This is a genomic window from Agrobacterium sp. 5Ca39 (assembly GCF_055382365.1).
The window spans coordinates 1,164,991-1,184,021 of sequence record NZ_AP026437.1 but is presented as its reverse complement, the minus strand read 5'-3'; the positions used below and the strand labels follow the sequence as shown (position 1 = coordinate 1,184,021).

16 protein-coding genes and 1 pseudogene are annotated in these 19,031 nt (G+C 58.9%); 11 read left to right on the top strand and 6 right to left on the bottom strand.

Features of this window, described 5'->3' with window-relative positions:
- The first annotated feature begins 3 nt into the window (after positions 1-3).
- Complete coding sequence (locus tag ACZ47E_RS19130; RefSeq protein ID WP_464017128.1) at positions 4-1,953, top strand: MacB family efflux pump subunit; 1,950 nt, start codon at positions 4-6, stop codon at positions 1,951-1,953.
- Positions 1,954-2,208: 255 nt separating this feature from the next.
- Here the strand turns inward: ACZ47E_RS19130 and ACZ47E_RS19125 are convergent, their stop codons facing one another.
- The 3 genes and pseudogenes from ACZ47E_RS19125 to ACZ47E_RS19115 all read right to left on the bottom strand — a co-directional run.
- The gene (locus tag ACZ47E_RS19125; protein WP_278067437.1) at positions 2,209-2,946 is read right to left on the bottom strand and encodes an SDR family NAD(P)-dependent oxidoreductase; all 738 of its coding nucleotides are present in this window, start codon (positions 2,944-2,946) and stop codon (positions 2,209-2,211) included.
- 92 nt (positions 2,947-3,038) lie between these two features.
- Entirely contained in the window at positions 3,039-3,992 is a 954-nt protein-coding gene (locus ACZ47E_RS19120; RefSeq protein ID WP_464017127.1) for a zinc-binding dehydrogenase, read from the bottom strand.
- A 67-nt stretch (positions 3,993-4,059) separates the two neighbouring features.
- Positions 4,060-4,665 (bottom strand): annotated as a pseudogene (locus tag ACZ47E_RS19115) (NADPH-dependent F420 reductase); the annotation flags it as partial.
- Positions 4,666-4,847: 182 nt separating this feature from the next.
- Between ACZ47E_RS19115 and ACZ47E_RS19110 the strand changes: the two are divergent.
- On the top strand, positions 4,848-5,777 hold the full coding sequence (locus tag ACZ47E_RS19110; protein ID WP_107327356.1) for a LysR family transcriptional regulator: 930 nt from the start codon (positions 4,848-4,850) through the stop codon (positions 5,775-5,777).
- Between the two features lie 166 nt (positions 5,778-5,943).
- Positions 5,944-6,708: a 3-oxoacyl-ACP reductase family protein gene (locus ACZ47E_RS19105; protein WP_278067513.1), complete on the top strand. Its 765-nt coding sequence runs from the start codon at positions 5,944-5,946 to the stop codon at positions 6,706-6,708.
- Between the two features lie 267 nt (positions 6,709-6,975).
- On the opposite strand, the gene ACZ47E_RS19100 is transcribed toward ACZ47E_RS19105, so the two are convergent.
- On the bottom strand, positions 6,976-8,118 hold the full coding sequence (locus ACZ47E_RS19100; RefSeq protein ID WP_278067440.1) for a LysR family transcriptional regulator: 1,143 nt from the start codon (positions 8,116-8,118) through the stop codon (positions 6,976-6,978).
- Between ACZ47E_RS19100 and ACZ47E_RS19095 the strand changes: the two genes are divergently transcribed.
- The 8 genes from ACZ47E_RS19095 to ACZ47E_RS19060 all read left to right on the top strand — a co-directional run bounded on the left by ACZ47E_RS19095 (position 8,099) and on the right by ACZ47E_RS19060 (position 16,937).
- A complete protein-coding gene (locus ACZ47E_RS19095) occupies positions 8,099-9,085 on the top strand; it encodes a zinc-dependent alcohol dehydrogenase family protein (RefSeq protein WP_278067441.1) in 987 nt (328 codons plus the stop codon). The two genes, ACZ47E_RS19100 and ACZ47E_RS19095, sit on opposite strands and share 20 nt — an antisense overlap.
- A complete protein-coding gene (locus ACZ47E_RS19090; protein ID WP_278067442.1) occupies positions 9,082-9,414 on the top strand; it encodes an antibiotic biosynthesis monooxygenase family protein in 333 nt (110 codons plus the stop codon). The genes ACZ47E_RS19095 and ACZ47E_RS19090 overlap by 4 nt, the downstream gene beginning before the upstream one ends.
- A 114-nt stretch (positions 9,415-9,528) precedes the next feature.
- Complete coding sequence (locus ACZ47E_RS19085) at positions 9,529-10,251, top strand: alpha/beta fold hydrolase (RefSeq protein ID WP_107327361.1); 723 nt, start codon at positions 9,529-9,531, stop codon at positions 10,249-10,251.
- Positions 10,252-10,349: 98 nt separating this feature from the next.
- The gene (locus ACZ47E_RS19080; protein WP_464017126.1) at positions 10,350-11,462 is read left to right on the top strand and encodes a Gfo/Idh/MocA family protein; all 1,113 of its coding nucleotides are present in this window, start codon (positions 10,350-10,352) and stop codon (positions 11,460-11,462) included.
- A gap of 888 nt (positions 11,463-12,350) precedes the next feature.
- Positions 12,351-14,249, top strand: a complete 1,899-nt coding sequence (locus ACZ47E_RS19075; RefSeq protein ID WP_464017125.1) for a S9 family peptidase — start codon at positions 12,351-12,353, stop codon at positions 14,247-14,249.
- 12 nt (positions 14,250-14,261) lie between these two features.
- Positions 14,262-15,011: a MerR family DNA-binding transcriptional regulator gene (locus ACZ47E_RS19070; protein ID WP_107341164.1), complete on the top strand. Its 750-nt coding sequence runs from the start codon at positions 14,262-14,264 to the stop codon at positions 15,009-15,011.
- A gap of 161 nt (positions 15,012-15,172) precedes the next feature.
- Positions 15,173-16,090 (top strand): LysR family transcriptional regulator, encoded by a 918-nt coding sequence (locus tag ACZ47E_RS19065; protein ID WP_172873519.1) that lies wholly within the window; start codon positions 15,173-15,175, stop codon positions 16,088-16,090.
- Positions 16,091-16,214: 124 nt separating this feature from the next.
- Positions 16,215-16,937, top strand: coding sequence for a L,D-transpeptidase (locus ACZ47E_RS19060; RefSeq protein ID WP_107341182.1), 723 nt, complete (start codon positions 16,215-16,217; stop codon positions 16,935-16,937).
- Positions 16,938-16,987: 50 nt separating this feature from the next.
- Here the strand turns inward: ACZ47E_RS19060 and ACZ47E_RS19055 are convergent, their stop codons facing one another.
- Together ACZ47E_RS19055 and ACZ47E_RS19050 are read right to left on the bottom strand one after the other, a co-directional pair.
- Positions 16,988-17,965: a LysR family transcriptional regulator gene (locus ACZ47E_RS19055; RefSeq protein ID WP_464017124.1), complete on the bottom strand. Its 978-nt coding sequence runs from the start codon at positions 17,963-17,965 to the stop codon at positions 16,988-16,990.
- A gap of 30 nt (positions 17,966-17,995) precedes the next feature.
- On the bottom strand, positions 17,996-19,012 hold the full coding sequence (locus tag ACZ47E_RS19050; protein ID WP_278067446.1) for an aldo/keto reductase: 1,017 nt from the start codon (positions 19,010-19,012) through the stop codon (positions 17,996-17,998).
- Positions 19,013-19,031 lie beyond the last annotated feature (19 nt).

The following is a 19,031-nucleotide window of genomic DNA, read 5'->3' as shown; positions in this document are numbered from 1 at the left end:
GCTATGACGGAACCACTGATCCGCGTACGTGGAGTATCCCGCGCTTTCCCCGCAGGCGACGAGATGGTGCGGGTGCTGAAAGACGTTGACCTCGACATCGAGGCCGGCGAGATGATGGCCATCATCGGTGCTTCCGGCTCCGGCAAGTCGACGCTGATGAACATCCTTGGTTGCCTCGATCGTCCGACGGACGGCAGCTACTGGATCGAAGGACGCGAGACCTCGAAGATGTCCGTGGACGAACTCGCGGCACTACGCCGTGAGCGTTTTGGTTTCATCTTCCAGCGCTACCACCTGCTTGGCGATCTCAGCGCGGCCAGCAACGTCGAGGTACCAGCCATCTATGCCGGACGCAGCCGATCCGACCGGCACAAGCGAGCGATCTCCTTATTGACCCGACTGGGCCTGGCCGAGCGAACGGGCAATATTCCGGGCAAGCTTTCGGGTGGCCAGCAGCAGCGGGTGTCGATCGCCCGCGCGCTGATGAATGGCGGCGAGATAATTCTGGCCGACGAACCGACCGGAGCGCTGGATACGCACAGTGGCGCCGAAGTCATGAAGATCCTGCGCGAGCTTCATGCCGAAGGGCACACCATCATCCTCGTCACGCACGACAAGAAGATCGCCGAACATGCGGATCGGGTTGTAGAGATCAGCGACGGCGTCATCATTTCCGACGAGCGCAATATACCCAAATCCGCCGCGACGGCCCGTCCCATCCGCGAGCACGCGCCGGGCGCTGGCTGGCGTGGTGCAATTGACCGGATGACTGAGGCCTTCCGTATGGCGGGCGCGGCAATATGGGCGCACAAGATGCGCTCGCTTCTGACCATGCTCGGTATTATCATCGGTATCGCCTCGGTAGCGGCAATCTCGGCGCTGGGAGCCGGTTCGCAGCAACAAATCCTGAGTAGTATCAGTTCGCTCGGCACCAACACGATAGAGGTGCGGGCCGGAAAAGGTTTCGGCGATCTGGAAGCGGGCAAGATACGGACCCTGGTCCCCGCCGATGCAGAAGCGCTGATGAACCAGCCCTACGTCGACAGCGTGACGCCAACCGTCACGACAAGCGTAACTGTCAAGCGCGCCGCGGTGGCCGTCAATGCGTCAGTCACCGGCGTTGGCGCGGACTTCTTTCGTGTACGGGGTCTTGAGCTGGCGCATGGACAACTGTTCGACGCCCAGGATGTTATCGCCTACAGCCAGAATGTGGTGATCGATGCAAACGCCGCGCGAGACCTGTTTCCAGACGGGGCAAACCCGGTGGGGCAGGTCATCCTTCTGGGCACAATGCCGGCGAGGGTCATAGGCGTGACGAAACGGGAAAACTCCTTCGGCCCGGCGGTTGATACGTTGACTGTTTATGCGCCTTACACAACCGTTATGGGCCGCATGCTGGGTCGTCCGAACGTCGACGGCATAACGGTCCGTATCAGAGACGATGTCGATCCGGGCAATGTCGAGGCCGCAGTTTCGCGCCTTATCGAGCGTCGGCATGGCGCGAAAGACTTCTTCCTCACCAACTCAGCGACCATTCGCGAGACTATCGAGACCACCACGCAAACCCTGACATTGCTGATTTCGTCAGTCGCCGTGATCTCGCTGATTGTCGGCGGCATCGGCGTGATGAATATCATGCTGGTGTCCGTGACCGAACGCACCAAGGAGATCGGCGTTCGCGTGGCCGTTGGCGCACGCCGCTGCGATATCCTCTCCCAGTTTCTGATCGAGGCCGTCATGGTCTGCCTTGTCGGCGGCTTCATGGGAGTGATGCTCGCCCTCGGGATCAGCGCTCTTTTTAATTTCCTGAGCCCCGACTTCAAAATGATCTTCTCCTCTGGCTCCATCCTTGTGGCCTTCGCCTGCTCCACCCTGATCGGAATTGTCTTCGGCTTCCTTCCCGCCCGCAACGCGGCAAAGCTGGACCCAATAGAAGCCTTGGCACGCGAATGATGGCTGGAAAGGATGCGTGATGGCGTCGTGACGAATAGCAGTGGCCATTGCCGTTTGGAATTCCAATTGGGTCCGCCGCTCTGACTCGATCCTCAGCGCGAAGTGCCAATCCGCGCTTGAAGACATGCGATCTGCACTCCGTTCGACCACGCTATGCTGCTGCAAAGTGGAATGAGAAAGGAGAGCTACTAGGTGGTAGTATCCAGTTAGCTCCCACTCTCTTCATGTTTAAATCGTGGACCCGCGGGAGTGCGTTCAGGTCAACGTGCCGCCATCAACGGTCAGGATGGTTCCGGTGATTTGTCGGGCCGCGCCAGATGCGAGGAACGCTACGGCAGCCGCGACATCCTCCGGCTCGCCGTACCGGCCGAGCGGTATCAGGGCGCGCTGAAAATCTCCGAACTCGCCCTCGGCCGGGTTCATGTCCGTGTTGGTTGATCCTGGCTGAATGAGGTTGACAGTGATGTCACGGGGACCAAGTTCTCGCGCCAGACCGCGGGTAAACGATTGAAGTGCCGATTTGGTCATTGAATAAACCGTCGATGGTCCGACAATGCGTTCTGCGCCTGCGGAGCCGATTGTGACGATCCGGCCACCTTTGCCAAGATAAGGCATCGCGGCTTGCGATGCCAGGATCGGGGAGCGAGCGTTGACAGCGAAAAGAGCATCGATCTCGGCAACGGTGAAATCCGCCACATCCTTGTAGATCGCGATAGCCGCATTGTTCACCAAGATGTCGAGGCCGCCCAAGGCTTGCGCCGCTTGATCAACCGACCGCTTAACCGCCTCTGGGTCCATGCTGTCAGCCTTGATAGCCAATGCCTTGCGGCCTTTGCCCTCGATTGTTGCGACGACTTGCGCTGCCCGATCAGCGGCGCGTTCGTACGTGATCGCAACGTCGGCGCCTTTTTCTGCCAGAGCTATCGCTATCGCGGCGCCAATGCCGCGGGACGCGCCAGTCACAAGCGCACGTTTACCTGCTAGTTCACTCATTGATCATTCCTTTCATTGTCGATAGGGGAAATGTCCGCCCGGCCACATTGCGCAGGGCATCGTGCGGCCTGCCGCCGAACGATTATTTTGGTTCAAGCGATCAGGACCGGCAGACCGCTCAAGCGGCGATTGTCCATATCGTCATGCGCTCGGGCTATCTCATCAAACTGATAGCGGATGGTTTCGAGATCATCGAAAATGCCTGAGCGCAGCGCATCCCATAGCTCGGAAGTTGCGGTCTCAACTGCTCGTCCCCGGACATATTGAGGGGTCCCACCACTGCGGACAGCTACCCCCCGACGCACAAGATCTGGGGCCGGCGCTGGCTGACCCGTCGCGGCTCCAATCGCGGCAATCACGCCACCGTCACGTACACTCGATGCGCCCAGAGCAAAGGTCGCCCGGCCAACCAAATCATACACGATGTCGACACCGTGAGGTGCGATCGCACGGATCTTGGCGGCGATGTCTGGCTCGCCAGCGTGGAAGGCATGGGTGGAGCCGGCTGCGACCCTGTCGAACTTGTTCCGCGATCCCGCGACGCCGATCACGGTTGCGCCCAGCGACTTCGCCCAGCGAGACAGGATAGCACCCACGCTCCCCGATGCCCCAAGTACCAGCACCGTCTCGGCGGATTTCAGATCATGGAGACCACGCATCCCCATCCAGGCCGTCGCACCCTTCGCCAGGAAGGTCGCCGCAGTCTCGTTCGAGATATCGGCGGGCAGGCGGATGAGCGGCGCGGTCGGAATGATCCTCTCGGTGGCGTAGGCCCCTTCCGAAAAGAAGTAAGCGACCCGGTCACCGACCGACAGCCCTTCGACGCCGGATCCGACTTCGGAAATCGTCCCGGCCGCTTCAAAACCGGGAACCGCAGGCAACGCCATCGGATACTGGCCTTTCCGTATCATCGTATCGACAAAGTTGAGGCCGATCGCGTCTTGAATGAGCCTGACCTCGCCGGCACGTGGCGCGTGCAGGTCTTTCTCGATAACTTGCAAAACCGACGGTCCGCCCGCCGACTGCATTTGAATGAATCTTGTCACGATATTGTCTCCGGGCTTCAGATGGCGCGCCGCGCACCGATTGCACACGGCTGGAGCGCCGCGATGTTCAGTCGAACTTGACGAGATTGAGAGCGGGCAGGGGACCACCTGGGAACTGAAGCAGCTGGCTGCCGGCTGCAAGCCCGCCGAGATCGATCCCGAAAAAGCCTATGCGATGAATGATGGCAGAGACCTCAGCCTTCGCCCTCATATCGTCGCCCGAGTAAAACAGGACGCGCCTGCCTCCTTCCGAGTGGGGGTCGCCCGTCAGTTGAGTTGGCGTCAGATGGTTGAACGCCTTGACGACGAGCGCGCCTGGCACAAGGGCGGTGAAAATATCCGTAGAGGTGCGGCCGCCAAGGTCCGCAGGCCTGTAAAGCGGCGCTTCGATGGAGTTGTTGGCGTCGATTACGATCCTGTCGTCAAAGTTCAAACCGGCGAGCGCGCCAGGTATCTTTGACCAGGGGACTGCCACGAGAACGATGGCTTGCGCCGCGGCCTCTTGGACGCTTCCAGCCCGGATCGTGCTTCCAAGTTTTGAAACAAGCGCCGTGAGGCTTTCCGGTCCTCGGCTGTTTGCGATCACGGCTTCGATTCCTGCCCTGCCGAGCGCAGTGGCAAATGCGCTCCCGATATTGCCGGCTCCGATAATTCCAATGGTCATCACCCACTCCTTTACGGTTCGTGAGAATTCTGTCTGCGCCGGTCGGTTTTCCCGCTACATCCTGGGCCTGATGCCGGTGGCGTTGCAGAAATTCGCTTTTGCTGTTGATTGGAATATGGCTGGCAAATACACCCAGCATAAGTCATAGATGGATTGTTTTAGTTTCAATCAATGCTTGAAAGTTACGTTTAATGGAGACACTGGCAAACCTCGAAGCGTTCGTTCGAAGCGCAGAAGCGAGCAGCTTTTCTGGGGCTGCACGGCGTCTCTCGATCACGCCGGCGGCAGTCAGCCGGAATGTTGCAATGCTGGAACGCAACCTCGGTATACGGCTCTTTCACCGCTCAACGCGGAAGTTGACCCTGACCGAGGCGGGGGAGTCGTTTCTGACAAGCATCGGCGACAGCCTGAACCACCTTCAGGGGGCAATCGACGGGGCATCACAAACGAAAGGCGAGCCCGTCGGTGTTTTGAAGCTCAGCATGAGTTTGTCATTCGCGATGGGATACGTTCTCCCCGCACTGCCCGACTTTCTGGCCCGTTATCCGGGCGTCCGACCTGACTGGCATTTCGACAGCCGCAAGGTCGATCTTATCGCTGAGGGTTTCGACGCCGCGATCGGCGGTGGTTTCGAACTCAATCCTGGCATCGTTTCCACGACGCTCGCACCCGTGCACGTTATCGCGGTGGCATCGCCCAGCTATTTTGCTGCACGTCGCCGGCCGGCCAGCCCCGCCGATCTGGCCGATCATGCCGGAATCTTGATGCGGTCCTCGAATTCGGGCCGGATCAGGCAATGGATGATGCGGGACGCTCAAGGACGCGAAGAGCGCGCGCTCCTCAACGAGACGATTGTGATGAGCGACGCCGCTCCCATGGTGCAGGCGGCGATCGCGGGGTTGGGCATTGCATTGTTGGCTGTACCCGATGTGCTGCCACATATGGAAAGTGGCGCGCTCGAACGTGTCCTTCCGAAGTGGTATGCCGATGCCGGATCTATCTCGCTCTACTACTCCGGCCGCGCGCTCCAACCGCTAAAAACACGCGCTTTCATCGACTTCTATACTGAGTATTTCCGTCGCGAGCGCCTCAGTGCCCGGCTTGCAGGCAGTCTCGGCTGATGTCCAAACGCCTTGTTAGCTTCCTTTGAAGCCGTGGTCGTTTGACTGCGTCGAATATCCCATATTCAACACATGCTTGAAGATGATCCAACCGATATGATGCTAATATTCTAGGACAGGGATGGGCAAATATATCACTCCACGGACACGCAAAAGGAGTGAAAAAATGACTGAATTAGCCTCGTCTCGATATCTTCCACTGAACGGGAAGATCGCACTTGTCACCGGTGGATCGCGATCTATCGGCGCATCGATCGCACAGCGTCTCGCAGCGGATGGCGCTCAGGTTGCCTTCACCTATCGTGGATCACCTGCGAAGGCTGAGGAAGTTGCTGTCGCCATAGAAAAAACGGGCGCGCGCGCGCTGGCTATTGCCGCTGATGCCGCTGATCCGGACGCGATACGCGCCGCCGTTGCCGCGACGGTCGATAAGTTCGGCGGCCTCGACATTTTGGTGAACAATGCCGGTATTGCCCTTGCCAGTCCCATCGACGACATCGCCTTCGATGACTATCAGGCAATGCTCGCTATCAACGTAACCGGCGTTTTCGTTGCCACGCAGGAGGCCGTGCGCCATATGAAGGATGGCGGCCGTATCATACAGATCGGCAGTTCGATCACGAAATATGCCGGGGCGCCCGGGCTGTCAGCATACGGCCTCACAAAAGGGGCCGTCGCCGGTTTCAACCGGAGTTTGGCTCATGACCTCGGGCCACGCGGCATCACAGTCAACACGGTGCATCCAGGCCCAACCGACACTGACATGAACCCTGTTGATGGCGAATTTGCCGCTATGCAGATCTCGCGTATCGCGGTGGGCCGCTATGGAAAGCCCAAGGAAATTGCGGACGTGGTCGCATTTCTTGCAAGTCCGGAAGCCTCGTTTGTAACAGGTGCCGACATCCGGGCCGATGGTGGCTTCACGTCCTGAAAATGCCGGGGCGAAATGCAAAATTGCTGCGCCAAGCGCAGCGAATTCGACGCCTCACCAATAATCAACGGCTCAAGGCCGGCTTGAACGACGCGGTTGCAAGACGCCGCAGCGGCTTGGCACGATCAAAAACAAGGGTCGCCTTTGGTGGTTTCACCGTTGCGATCTCGATCTGGAATGCGCGCCCAGCCGCCGTTCAAGCGCAAAACCGAACCGTTTCATATGAACCCGTGTTCGCGCGTATCGGAACCGGACAATAAACACGCATCATCGACGGTGATCGAGGATGTTTTCCAGTCCTTTATCCCAGTAGGGTTGATTGCCGAAGCGATTTACAAGCCAGTCGATGAACACTCTCACTTTCGGTGCCAGTTCGCGAGAGCTTGGATACAAGGCCCAAAGCGTCTGGGTTGAGACCAGCGGGTACTCCGGAAGGACCGGAACCAGCGCGCCGGACTGTAGCTCTTCCGACGCGCACCACGTGGCCATCAGCGCGATGCCCAGCCCGGCAGAAGCGGCATCGCGCACTGCAGTGCCGTCATTGATGCGGAGACCCGGAGTAACACGTCGTTCGATCACCATCGAACCGTTCCCCCGAAATGTCCAGAGATCGAGCGTGCCGACGACGAGGCAGGTATGTTCCGCGAGGTCGTCGGGCGTGCTCGGCCGGCCGCGTTTTTCGAGATATTCGGGTGACGCGACCAGCACCCGATTGTCGGGAGCAAGCCGCCGCGCGACAAAGGATGAGTCGCTGAGCTCGGTATAACGAACCGCCACATCAAAAGCACCTTCGACCAGATCAACGATGCTGTCCGAAATGCGCAAATCAAGTGCCAAACCGGGATATTGCCTGCAAAATTCAGCCAGGCCCGGCACAATATGCATTCGCGCGAACGAGGCAGGGGCCGCTATTCGCAATGTGCCGCGAGGCGCTGCTTGCTCTCGCCCAAGTGCCGCTCGGGCGGCCTCCGCAGCGACGACAATATGTTCCGCATGCGGCAGGAACGCCAGACCGTCTTCAGTCAAAGTTGCTTGCCGTGTAGTGCGATGGACGAGCCTTGCATTGAGTTTTCGCTCGAGAACCAACAGTTTGGCGCTAGCGCCAGCGGGCGTCAGACCCAAGTCGCGAGCTGCGGCACTGATGCTGCGAAGTTGAGCAATCCGCACGAAGAGATTTAATTCGTCCACGTCCATTCGTCGACTTTCAAAATTTTCTTGAAGGTGATCCTTAATATGGGCCACTACCGAAAGCAATCGCGATAAATCACATAGAACATCGAAACGGCGTCGACGCTTCGAGGCCGCAATGCTGCGACGGCGGAGCAGGTTTTCCGTCCCATGCCGACGCCGGCCACAAGAATCATTACCTTCGATAAAAGAGGAGCCTGAAATGAAAGCGATGTCACTCAAATCCTTCGGCGGTCCAGAAGCCTTTGAGCTCGTCGAAATTCCAAAGCCAGTTCCTAAGGCGGGGCAGGTTTTGGTGCGGGTCCATGCCACATCGATCAATCCCCTCGACTACCAGGTTCGGCGAGGCGACTATCGCGACCTGGTGCCGTTGCCTGCAATTACCGGTCATGACGTATCGGGCGTTATCGAAGCGACCGGTCCGGGCGTAACAATGTTCGCTGCAGGGGACGAGGTCTGGTACACGCCGCAGATTTTCGACGGGCCAGGCAGTTATGCCGAATACCACGTTGCGAACGAAAACATCATCGGGCGCAAACCCAGCTCGCTGACCCATCTTGAGGCTGCGAGCCTTAGCCTGGTTGGCGGAACCGCCTGGGAAGCGCTTGTCTCGCGTGCTGCCCTGAGGGTGGGTGAAAGCATATTGATCCATGGCGGCGCTGGAGGGGTTGGGCACGTCGCTATCCAGGTTGCGAAAGCCATCGGAGCAAAGGTCTTTACGACCGTTCGCGAAGAAAACTTCGAGTTTGCGCGAAATGTGGGAGCGGACGTCGTCATTGATTACAGGAAAGAGGATTATGTCGCCGCCATCATGCGGGAGACCGAAGGCCGCGGAGTAGACGTCGTGTTTGACACCCTCGGCGGCGAAACATTGTCCCACAGCCCGAAGGCGCTTGCACAACTCGGCCGCGTCGTCTCGATCGTGGACATCGCACAGCCTCAAAATCTCATTGAGGCATGGGGCAGGAACGCGAGCTACCACTTCGTCTTCACGAGGCAGAACCAAGGCAAGCTCAACGAGCTGAGCACTCTGGTGGAACGCGGTCAGCTGAGTCCGCATATTGGCGCCGTCTATTCGCTCGCCGACCTTCCGCTTGCCCATGCGCTGCTCGAGAAACCAAACAACGGTTTGCGCGGCAAGATCGCGATTGCCATTGACCCGCAAGCCGACACAAAGGTGCAATCATGATTTACGAGATCGCTGTGCTGCCTGTCCAAAAGGACAAGATCAGCGAGTTCAGGCAAGCGTTCGGAGGTGTTGTTCCTTTGCTCACACGTGCGCGGGGTTACCGCGGTCATGTCCTCGCCCAGGGGATCGAAACGCCGGAGGTATTCAATCTGATCGTGCGATGGCGGTCGCTTGACGATCATACTCCGGGTTTCGACGCGAGCGAAGACCATGAGCAGTTCATGGGACCCATACAGGAATACTTCTCGGGGGAACCGACGGTCTATCATCTCGAGGACGACAACAGCGGCTCGCGTGACTATCTTCCTGGGAAAAGCGGCGCGGCTTAGAGCGCACAACGGCAAGGGTTGCGCTAATAGCAACGCCGGGTTTCTCTGACGCCGACTTCCGCGATGCCACCATGTCCCTATTCTCCTGGCAACAACCAGCAAGGAGATCGCGACATGCCTGCAGTTCTCGTCCACGGCGTACCCGACACCCACCGGATCTGGGACACCGTTCGCTCTCATCTTGAACGCAGTGACATCGTCACGATCGATCTTCCCGGCTTCGGTCATCCGTTGCCGTCGGATTTCAGGTCAACAAAGGAAGAATATCTCGACTGGCTTATCAACCGGATCGATGAGTTCGGCGAACCCGTAGATCTGGTCGGTCATGACTGGGGCTGCCTGCTGACAGGCCGTCTGACGTCGATCCGGCCGGATCTGGTGCGGACCTGGACCGGCATCAGTGGGCCGATCGATCCGGAATATCCGTGGCACTATCTCGCCAAGATCTGGCAGACGCCAGGTGAAGGCGAGCAATGGATGAAGGATCTCGACCTCGAGGAATTTGCGGCGAAACTCGTCGAGGCGCAGATGCCGAAAGATGCGGCGGATGAATCGGTTCGGCATCTCGATACCACCATGCGGGCAAGCATTCTCGCACTTTACCGTTCCGCAATCGAGGTCGGGGAGGAGTGGAAGCCGGATCTACGCAGGATAACGGCGCCAGCACTCGTGATCTGGGGCCTGGACGATCCGTTTCTGCCGCACCGCTTCGCCGACGAGCTCGGCAACGCCGCGCACGCACGCGCCGTCGTTAAGCTGCGCGCCTCGCATTGGCCGATGATAGAGCGTCCGGCCGATGTCGCGCGCGAACTCGAGGCCCATTGGAGACACGCTTAACTCCCCGCGCTTGCGCCCAATCATTTGTCGGGAAACGAAACCATGTGACGCAGCAAGGCTAGCATTGCCCGGGCTGCACCAGACAGGAGCACGCCTACATGACCAATTCACCAAACACCCGGATCGGCGTCGGCATCGTCGGCGCCAGTGCCGATCGAGGCTGGGGCGGAGTTGCGCACGTCCCGGCACTGCGGGCGCTCGATGCATTCCAGATTCGCGCCGTCAGCACGACGCGTATGGAGAGTGCGAACGCGACCGCTAGCCGACTGGGCGCCGATCTCGCCTTTGACACACATCAGGCACTGGTCGTTCGGCCGGAGGTCGACCTGGTGGTGGTTGCGGTCAAGGTTTCGGATCACCAGCAGATCGTTTCCGACGCGCTCGCCGCGGGCAAGATGGTCTATTGCGAATGGCCGCTCGCGCGAAATCTATCGGAAGCCGGAGCGATAGAGGGGCTTGCCCGCAAACGGCGGCTGCGTACGGTTATTGGCCTGCAGGGCGGCCTGCATCCGCCAATCCGCTACCTTCACGACCTCATCCGTCAGGGCGTGATCGGCATGCCGCTCAGCACGAGCATCCGAGCGCATCTGAACGACGACATGTGGGTCGGCCGATACGACCCGCCATTCGAGTACATGGCTCTTGCAGCGAATGGCGCGACGCTTCAAAGCATCATGCTCGGCCACGCGCTCCAACCATTGGCCCATGTGCTCGGCGGATTCGAGAGCTTGTCCGCCATCGTCGCCAATCAGCGCGGCGACGGCGTCCGCCTTTCGGATGGCTCGTCCCTCCCGAAGGATGCGCCGGACGAGATCATCGTCGCCGGCGCTCTCGAAGGTGGGATCGTCACTTCTCTGCACTACAGCGCCGGACAGTCCGCCGGCTTGGTGTGGGAGATCCAGGGCACGGAAGGCAGTCTGCGCGTGGAGACGGCGTCGGGCAACATCCACTTCGGTGATATGACCATCACCTTGCGCCGCGGCAGCGAGCCTGTCCAGCAGCTACAGGTCCCAGCAGCATATGCGGCTCCCGACCTGCAACTCGAAGCGCCCGCGGCGGGGGTCGCCCGGCTCTACGCCCAACTCGCCGCCGACCTCCGCGACGGAACCGCAGATGCACCAGACTTCGCGGTCGCGCTCGATCGTCACCGGGTGCTTGAGGCGATCACACAGGCCAATCTGACGGGTCATCGCCAGCATCTCAACCCCTAAAAACCCAGGGAGGGTTCTAGCATGTGCTGTGGCTGATCTTTGCGCGTGCAACCCGAAGGCCGAGCAACGGCGTAAGCACCAGCGTGCTTTCGTATCACGCTCCAGGTCGATGGGTGGGCGCCGGGCAATGCAAACGAAGTCCGACTTCGGTACAGTGGTGTGGTCGGATCCCAGCGTGTGTCCGGTGTTGGAAAGCGGCTTCAACACGTCGCGGACCTTTATCGAATACGAAGATCAGAACCAGTTGAGCCACCGTTTTCCGATATAGTGGCTTTGACGAGATCCGGTTTGCGTAAAGGGGCGCATCATTGGTGAGAGGCTGGGCGCAAACGTCTCCGCTCGAGCCTCACACCGAACTCGGAACTAGTCCCGTCGTCGCTCTCTTCTCATGCGCTCATGCTGCCGGCGTGCATCTTCTGCCATGATTTGGCTTAGCCTTGCCGACTCAAGGGCCCGCAGTTGCGCGTCGTCGCGACGCTGCTGTTGCTGGAGCATGCATGCGGTATGTGACGATGATCCGTATCGTGCGCCCATTCCAGAGCAGGTGTCGAGATCGGCGTAGCGTTCCTGTTCCGGTGTCTGGCAACCGGTCAGGATAAGGAGGCCTGCGAACATTGTTCCGGCAGACAGGCGTCGAATGACGATGTGATCTTGGGAGGCTTTGCTCATTTGGTGTACCTTTTTTTTAGGCAAGTCAGTCAATTGCGAGAGCGAAGCGCGATCCCGCCAGACCCATATGGAATCTCACAGTTACGCAGAAATTACGTGATTCCGCGCCAAGCTGGCTTTCACGGTTGACCCCGACGCGACGTCATAGTTCAGGCAGTGTGTCGATATTGTTTGGGTCTGGCGGCCCGCGATGGCGCCGTCGGCGATGCGAGGTTCGACATGACTGCACCTGATCTCATCCCGATTGAAACGCTTTTTGGAATGCCAGAATTTTCGCGAGCGCAGATTTCGCCCGATGGCCGGCTGGTGGCCTATCTGGCGCCCTGGCATGGGCGGTTGAATATCTGGGTGCGGCCAGTCGGACAAGGCGCGGCGCGGCGACTGACTAGCGATGACATGCGCAATATCGACAGCTTCAGTTGGACGCGTGATGCTCGCTACATCCTCTTCGTACAAGACACCCAGGGCGACGAGAACTGGCACCTTCATCGTGTGGAGGTGGACGGGGCAGAGACGGTGGGCGGGAAGGCTAGGACTGTCAACTTGACGCCCTATTCCGGTGTGCGGGTAATGGGACTGGACTTGTCCGCCGCGTTTCCAGGCAAGGCTTTCGTGCAGATGAACCTCAGAAGTCCGGGTTTGATCGACCTGTACGAGGTCGATATCGAAAGCGCTGAAACCAGGGTCGCTGCCATTAGTCCCGGTCGGTTCGTACGCTGGATCATTACGCCGAACGCACTGCATGCCTTCATCATCAACGACGGGGGTGACCACGAACTGGCTCGGTACGAGAACGGTGCTTTCACCGCGTTGGCGAAGCTGAGCGGACGCGACCAGCCAATCGGCCCGATGCCGCTTATGGTGGCGGCGGATGGAAAGAGCATCTTGGTTGGCTGCAACGCGGGCAGCGACCACACCTATCTTGCTGCCATTGACCTTGCGACGGGCACGCACAGGGTAGTCGACAGCCAGCCCGATTTCAGCCTCGATACGCCGCGGCCAGAGGCCGATCCGCGCTTTCCCTCGAGCCTGATAACCAATCCTGTGACAGGCGAGCTGCTGGGACTGCGTTATCTTGGCAAAAGACAGCTGATACGGCCTCTGAACGCGCATTTTGCCGCCGTGCTAGACAGCCTACAGCGGCTGTCAGAGGCGGAAATAGGGTACATTTCCTGCGATGCCGATGGGCGACAATGGGTGGCGGAATTTTGGGATGACCGGCATCCCGGCACGACATGGCTTTACGAACATGAGAGCGGTGAAGCGTATGTGCTTGGCGAGCGATTCTCAGCGCTCAAAGCCGAGCGGCTGGCGAGTGTGCGACCCGTCGATGTGCTGTCGCGCGACGGATTGACGTTGCCGTGCCATGTCACGCTGCCCGTCTGGTTCGCTGCCAAGGATGAGCCGCGTGCGCTGCCGACCGTACTTCTGGTCCATGGCGGGCCCTGGTATCGCGACGCCTGCATCTATGATCCGGAAGTGCAGTTCCTCGCCAACCGCGGCTATGCCGTGCTGCAGGTGAATTTTCGCGGCTCGACCGGCTATGGCAAGGCGTTCATGCAAGCAGCTATAGGGGAGTTCTCCGGGCGCATGCATGACGACCTGATCGACGGGCTCGACTGGCTAATCGGGCAGGGTATTGCCGACCCGGCACGGGTAGCGATCTACGGGTGCTCCTATGGCGGTTACGCCGCGCTGGTGGGCGCCAGCTTCACGCCGGAGCGCTTCGCCGCAACCATTTCCTACTCCGGCATGTCCGATCTCCGGATGCTGGTGGATGGGGCCGTCCCGTTCGTACGACCTGCGCTGATCAACACCTACCTTTCTTACATGGGCGATCCTGATATTGAGACGCAGAACCGGGACATGCTTGCACGCTCGCCGGTCAGCCGGCTTGATTGCATTTCCAAACCGCTTTTGGTGGTTCACGGCGCGAACGACGTGCGCGTTGCAAAGGCACAGGCGGATCTGGTGGTGGAAAGGGTGCGTGCGAATGGTGTGGAGGTCGACTATCTTCTCAACGAGCGCGAAGGACACTGGTTCATCAACGAGGATAGCAATATTGAGCTTTATCGGAGGATCGAGCGCTTTCTTGCACGGCATTTGAGGGGCGAGTAATGAGGGCGGCGCATGCGCAGTAAGGAGATTGCAGGACTGGCGGGTGTAAGCATCCGCACGCTGCGGCACTACCACCAGATCGGACTTTTGCCGGAGCCGCCAAGACAGAACAATGGGTATCGCGCTTACAGCGTGCCGCATTTGATCCGACTGCTGCGTATCGGTCAATTGACAGCGCTCGGTTTCTCGCTCTCGCAAATCCCAGCCTTTCTCGACGGTCGTGCCGAAATGAGCGAGGACAGTTTGGACGCCCTTCTTGAGGGGCTCACGCGGCAGATCGAACTTCTGGAGCGTCAACGCCGGACTGTCACAGCCCTGCGTGACGGCAAAGGACCGCCCGACATGGCGCCGGAATTTGCTGCCTCTCTGATGCCGCTGGAGGTCGGGCGAGACCCTAAAGCGGTGCGGGCTGGTCGGGAACAATCCGTACTCCTGTCACACCTTTTGGATCAAGGGCAGCGCGCAGAACTGGCCCGGCTCTATGATCAACTCGCGGATCTCGAATATGGTGCTACCGTGCGAGAGCTGGGGGATCGTTTCGACGCGTTGGGGCCAGATAGTGACGACGTCGAGATTTCAGCTCTTGCCGAAGATTACATCGCCCATCTTGGATCATGGATGAGAGACTTCGACAACGCGTTGAGCGGCGGCAGGAAGCGTCAGGCGGCAACGCTGCTTTGGCTTCATGCCCTGGAGAATACGAACGATCAGCAGAAACAATTACTGAGGGAAATCAACAGCGGGCTGAAATCCAAGCGGTGATTGTGCGGTTTGCGCTGATAGTCGCGAGATGATTGACCGGTCGCGGGCGGCAATCGGATCCATGACGTTGAAATGCGCCCCTGTCCCGCGTCCAGACATCATCAAGCCATATTCCAAACATCTGGTTATGGCTGGGGTCAATCATAATCAAGAGCAATATCATGGATATCAACGTTGCTTTAAAAGCCTTCATCCGCACCGTCGAGAAGGGGTCGATTACTGCTGCGGCACGGGACCTGGGGGTAACGCAGCCGGCGGTCACGAAGCATATTTCGAACCTCGAGCGGCACGTTCAAGCCAGGCTTCTGGAGCGCTCGTCGAAAATCGTTCGCCCGACGGCCCATGGGCTCGAATTATACGAGGCCAGCCGTGTTGCGATCGCATCGATCGACGCGGCGCTGGAGGGCGTTCGCATCAACACAGGTGAAATCGAAGGCAATCTAAAAATTCACGCCCCATCCTGCATTGGTGTTGGTCATCTCGAACGGATAGTCGGGGAATTTCAGGATAAGTATTGCGGGATTTCCGTTGAACTGGCTCTCGACGAGCGCACAGTCGACTTGGTCTATGATAATTTCGATTTGTCAGTTCACTACGGGAAAATCGAGGATCAGGACGTCATCGCACGCCGCATCGGATGGGTGGAGCGATTTCTCGTCGCTTCCCCTCTCTACCTGCAACAGGTAGGGCAGATTGACGACACGGGACGACTTTCAGAGCTTGAGGTTATTGGCACTCCGAAGATGCTTGCCCAGCGCAATACTATTTCCCTGTTGGGAGCTGATGCGCGCGCCGAAGACGTCACCGTCAGGCCATTGCTCATAACGAACAATGCGCATGTCATGATTGCAGCACTTTTACGAGGACGGGGTGTGGGACTTGTGCAGAAGAACCTCGTATTGGACTTGTTGGCCAGCGGCGAGCTTGTAAGGGTGCTTCCCGAATATTGGCTGCGATCTACCGAAGCATTTCTCGCCTATCCGTCCACAAAGTTCATGCGACCGGTCGTCCGGGCATTTACGGACTTTGTTATGCCGCGGCTCAGGAACATTGACGGGATCTCCCCGGTGCAGCGGTAGCGGCGCATGGCATAGCCAACGGTTATGACGGCTATCACTCATGCAGATATGGAATATTCCCTCTGTTGGAGGATACCGTGCGATGCAAGCACGTGTGCCAGCCGCAATCCGAAAGTCGCCTTCCATGATGCAGAACCGAAACAGTTTCATATCCCGTCGTACGTTCATAGTCGGCTCTTTAGCCGCGCCGGTCATACTCGGCGGATGCACAACAGTCCAAGAAAGATCGGCGCCAGGCTCGCCCCAGCCCATTGCCACTCCGCAGCCTTCACCGGTCGACCCGGATCTCGCTTCCCGTTACGCTGCATTTGAGGACGGGGGACATGTCGTTCCTGCAGTTCCTTTTGAGCGAATGAACCCGGAATATCTCAGGCAGCGCGTTGCTGACCCGACCGGGGAGGCGCCGGGAACTGTTGTCGTCGATACGCCAAGGCGATTTCTCTATCTGGTGGAAAACGGCGGAACTGCGTTACGATATGGCGTTGGCATCGGGCGCGACGGATTTTCATGGGAAGGGAACGGATATATCCACTGGCGTCAGCATTGGCCAAGATGGAAGCCGCCAAGCGAGATGATTGCGAGGCAACCCGAACTGGAAAAATACTCTGTAGCAAACGGAGGGATGGATCCTGGACTGCATAACCCGCTCGGCGCTCGCGCTCTTTATATTTTCCAGAACGGAAAAGATACGCTGTATCGTCTCCACGGCAATCCCGAATGGCAATCCATCGGCAAGGCTGTTTCATCCGGCTGCGTCCGCCTTATGAACCAGGACATCGTTGACCTTTACGACCGCGTTCCGTTCCACGCGCCAATCGTCGTGCATCAGACGCCGATGGCCGTGTGATGGCAAACTGATCGTGACGCGTTCGCTGCTTGCCGCGATACGATGGCCGCCTAGTAATACTGCGGGGCAAGATCGCTGCAGATATTTTCTGAAGAGAGCCACACGTGGGGAAACGCCGCGAGCAGACCGTTTCTCAGCCATTGCTGGGCCGGGTGCCCGTCATTGCGACGATGCCAGGACAGCACGAATGGGACAGGGTTTAGGGGGAGCGGGAAATCGAAGACTGCAAGACGCTCCGCAAAGCCTGAATGAGCAACCACGCTTTCGATGACGGTCGCGACCATATCCGACGATGCAACCAATGCCGGCGCGGCGTGCATATGGGGAATAGTCACGGCCGCCCGCCTCCTGAAATTCTTCGAAGCCAGTGCGGCATCGGCGACATCCAGTCCCTCATTATCGGGTGCCACCAGAATATGCCTCAGAGACAGAAACATCTCGCGATCGAAAGGGCGGCCGAGGATTGGATGATCCTTCCTAAGGATACAAACGAACCGCTCCTGGAAAAGCCGGGCACTCAGGATTCGGCTCGTGGGCGTGGGGGGAATGCCGACCGTCAGATCAACGCCGCCGCTGTCGAGCAGGGAAACCGCGTCATCACGGCTGCTATAATCCCTGACCTTGATATCAATTCCGGGGGCTTTTTCCTCAAGCAGCGACAGGAGGCGCGGCAATATGACTGAACCTGCATGTGCCGAAACGGCAATGGAAAAAGATACGGTCGATCTGCCGGGATCAAAACCCTGCGTGAATTGCAATGTCCGCTGGATGTCCCGCAGAGCAAGTGAGATCGGTTCGGCAAGTTCTACCGCTCGCGGTGTAGGTTGAAGTCCGTTCGGCCCGCGAACGAATAATTCGTCCCGCAGCAGAAACCGCAATCTCGACAAAGCCGCGCTCATGGCCGGTTGGGTCCGGCCAATACGGCTTCCGGCGCGTGTCACATTGCGCTCGGAATTGAGGGCATCAAAGGCAACGAGAAGATTGAGATCGATACCGTGTAAATTCATGGGATGGATAATTAAACTCATCCTTCATCGATCTCAAGCATCTTTTCCACGTCAGCGAGAGTGTCCGTTTCCGTCATTCAGCAACCAACCCGGATACTCGACAGGCAGACGACTGACCTCATCGAGCTTCGCCAAGTCGGTATCGTCCAGCGCAATCGATGCGGACTGAATGTTTTCCTGCAATTGCTCGAAGCGCTTGGCACCGACGATGACGGTCGAGACGATGCTTTGCTTCAGCAACCAGGCGATCGCGATCTGCGCCGGGCTAGCGCCGTGTTTCTCCGCGACGGCTTTAAGGATCGCGATCAGGGGCTCCCCCCGGATGCGATCGATGGGTGGAAAATCCAATTCCGTCTGTCGGCCGCCTGCTGCGTTACCACCGGCGGAGTACTTTCCGGTGAGATAGCCGCCGGCAAGTGGACTCCACACCATGAGGCCAACACGTTCCGATGAGAGCAGCGGGCCAATCTCGCGTTCCAGATCGCGCCCGACAAGCGTATAATATGCCTGCAGTGATGTTACGGGCGCGAGGGCTCTGGCGCGTGTTATCCCGATCGCCTTCATGACCTGCCACGCGGCCCAGTTCGAAAGGCCGATGTAGCGAACATCGCCGGCCCGGACGAGTGTGTCGAGCGCCTCCAGCGTTTCCTCGATCGGCGTCGCGGAATCGAAGGCGTGAATCTGGTATAGATCAATGTAATCCACACCCAGCCGGCCGAGGCTTGCCCGGCATTCGGAGATTATATGACCACGCGAAGCGCCGCGATGGTTCGGTCCGTCACCCATGGCGGAGGCGACTTTGGTGGCGATCACGACATCTCTGCGCGACACGCCAAGGTTCCTCAACGAGCGTCCCAGTATTTCTTCGCTACGTCCGCGGGCATAGACATTTGCTGTATCGAACAGGTTTATGCCGGCGTCGAGAGCGACCTTGACCAGTGCATCGGCATCCTCCTGGTCGAGTCTCCCCACCTTGCCCCATAATCCGTCCGTCCCGCCGAACGTCATGGCGCCGAAGCACAATTCCGACACGAACAACCCGCTCTCACCGAGCTTGCGCATTTGCATGATGTGGTCCTTTTTCTGA

Coding starts and splice junctions, on each gene's coding strand:
- ACZ47E_RS19130 (WP_464017128.1), top strand. CDS start 4: ATGACGGAACCACTGATCCGCGTACGTGGAGTATCCCGCGCTTTCCCC.
- ACZ47E_RS19125 (WP_278067437.1), bottom strand. CDS start 2,946: ATGAGTGAACTAGCAGGTAAACGTGCGCTTGTGACTGGCGCGTCCCGC.
- ACZ47E_RS19110 (WP_107327356.1), top strand. CDS start 4,848: ATGGAGACACTGGCAAACCTCGAAGCGTTCGTTCGAAGCGCAGAAGCG.
- ACZ47E_RS19105 (WP_278067513.1), top strand. CDS start 5,944: ATGACTGAATTAGCCTCGTCTCGATATCTTCCACTGAACGGGAAGATC.
- ACZ47E_RS19095 (WP_278067441.1), top strand. CDS start 8,099: ATGAAAGCGATGTCACTCAAATCCTTCGGCGGTCCAGAAGCCTTTGAG.
- ACZ47E_RS19090 (WP_278067442.1), top strand. CDS start 9,082: ATGATTTACGAGATCGCTGTGCTGCCTGTCCAAAAGGACAAGATCAGC.
- ACZ47E_RS19085 (WP_107327361.1), top strand. CDS start 9,529: ATGCCTGCAGTTCTCGTCCACGGCGTACCCGACACCCACCGGATCTGG.
- ACZ47E_RS19080 (WP_464017126.1), top strand. CDS start 10,350: ATGACCAATTCACCAAACACCCGGATCGGCGTCGGCATCGTCGGCGCC.
- ACZ47E_RS19075 (WP_464017125.1), top strand. CDS start 12,351: ATGACTGCACCTGATCTCATCCCGATTGAAACGCTTTTTGGAATGCCA.
- ACZ47E_RS19070 (WP_107341164.1), top strand. CDS start 14,262: ATGCGCAGTAAGGAGATTGCAGGACTGGCGGGTGTAAGCATCCGCACG.
- ACZ47E_RS19065 (WP_172873519.1), top strand. CDS start 15,173: ATGGATATCAACGTTGCTTTAAAAGCCTTCATCCGCACCGTCGAGAAG.
- ACZ47E_RS19060 (WP_107341182.1), top strand. CDS start 16,215: ATGATGCAGAACCGAAACAGTTTCATATCCCGTCGTACGTTCATAGTC.
- ACZ47E_RS19055 (WP_464017124.1), bottom strand. CDS start 17,965: ATGAGTTTAATTATCCATCCCATGAATTTACACGGTATCGATCTCAAT.
- ACZ47E_RS19050 (WP_278067446.1), bottom strand. CDS start 19,012: ATGCAAATGCGCAAGCTCGGTGAGAGCGGGTTGTTCGTGTCGGAATTG.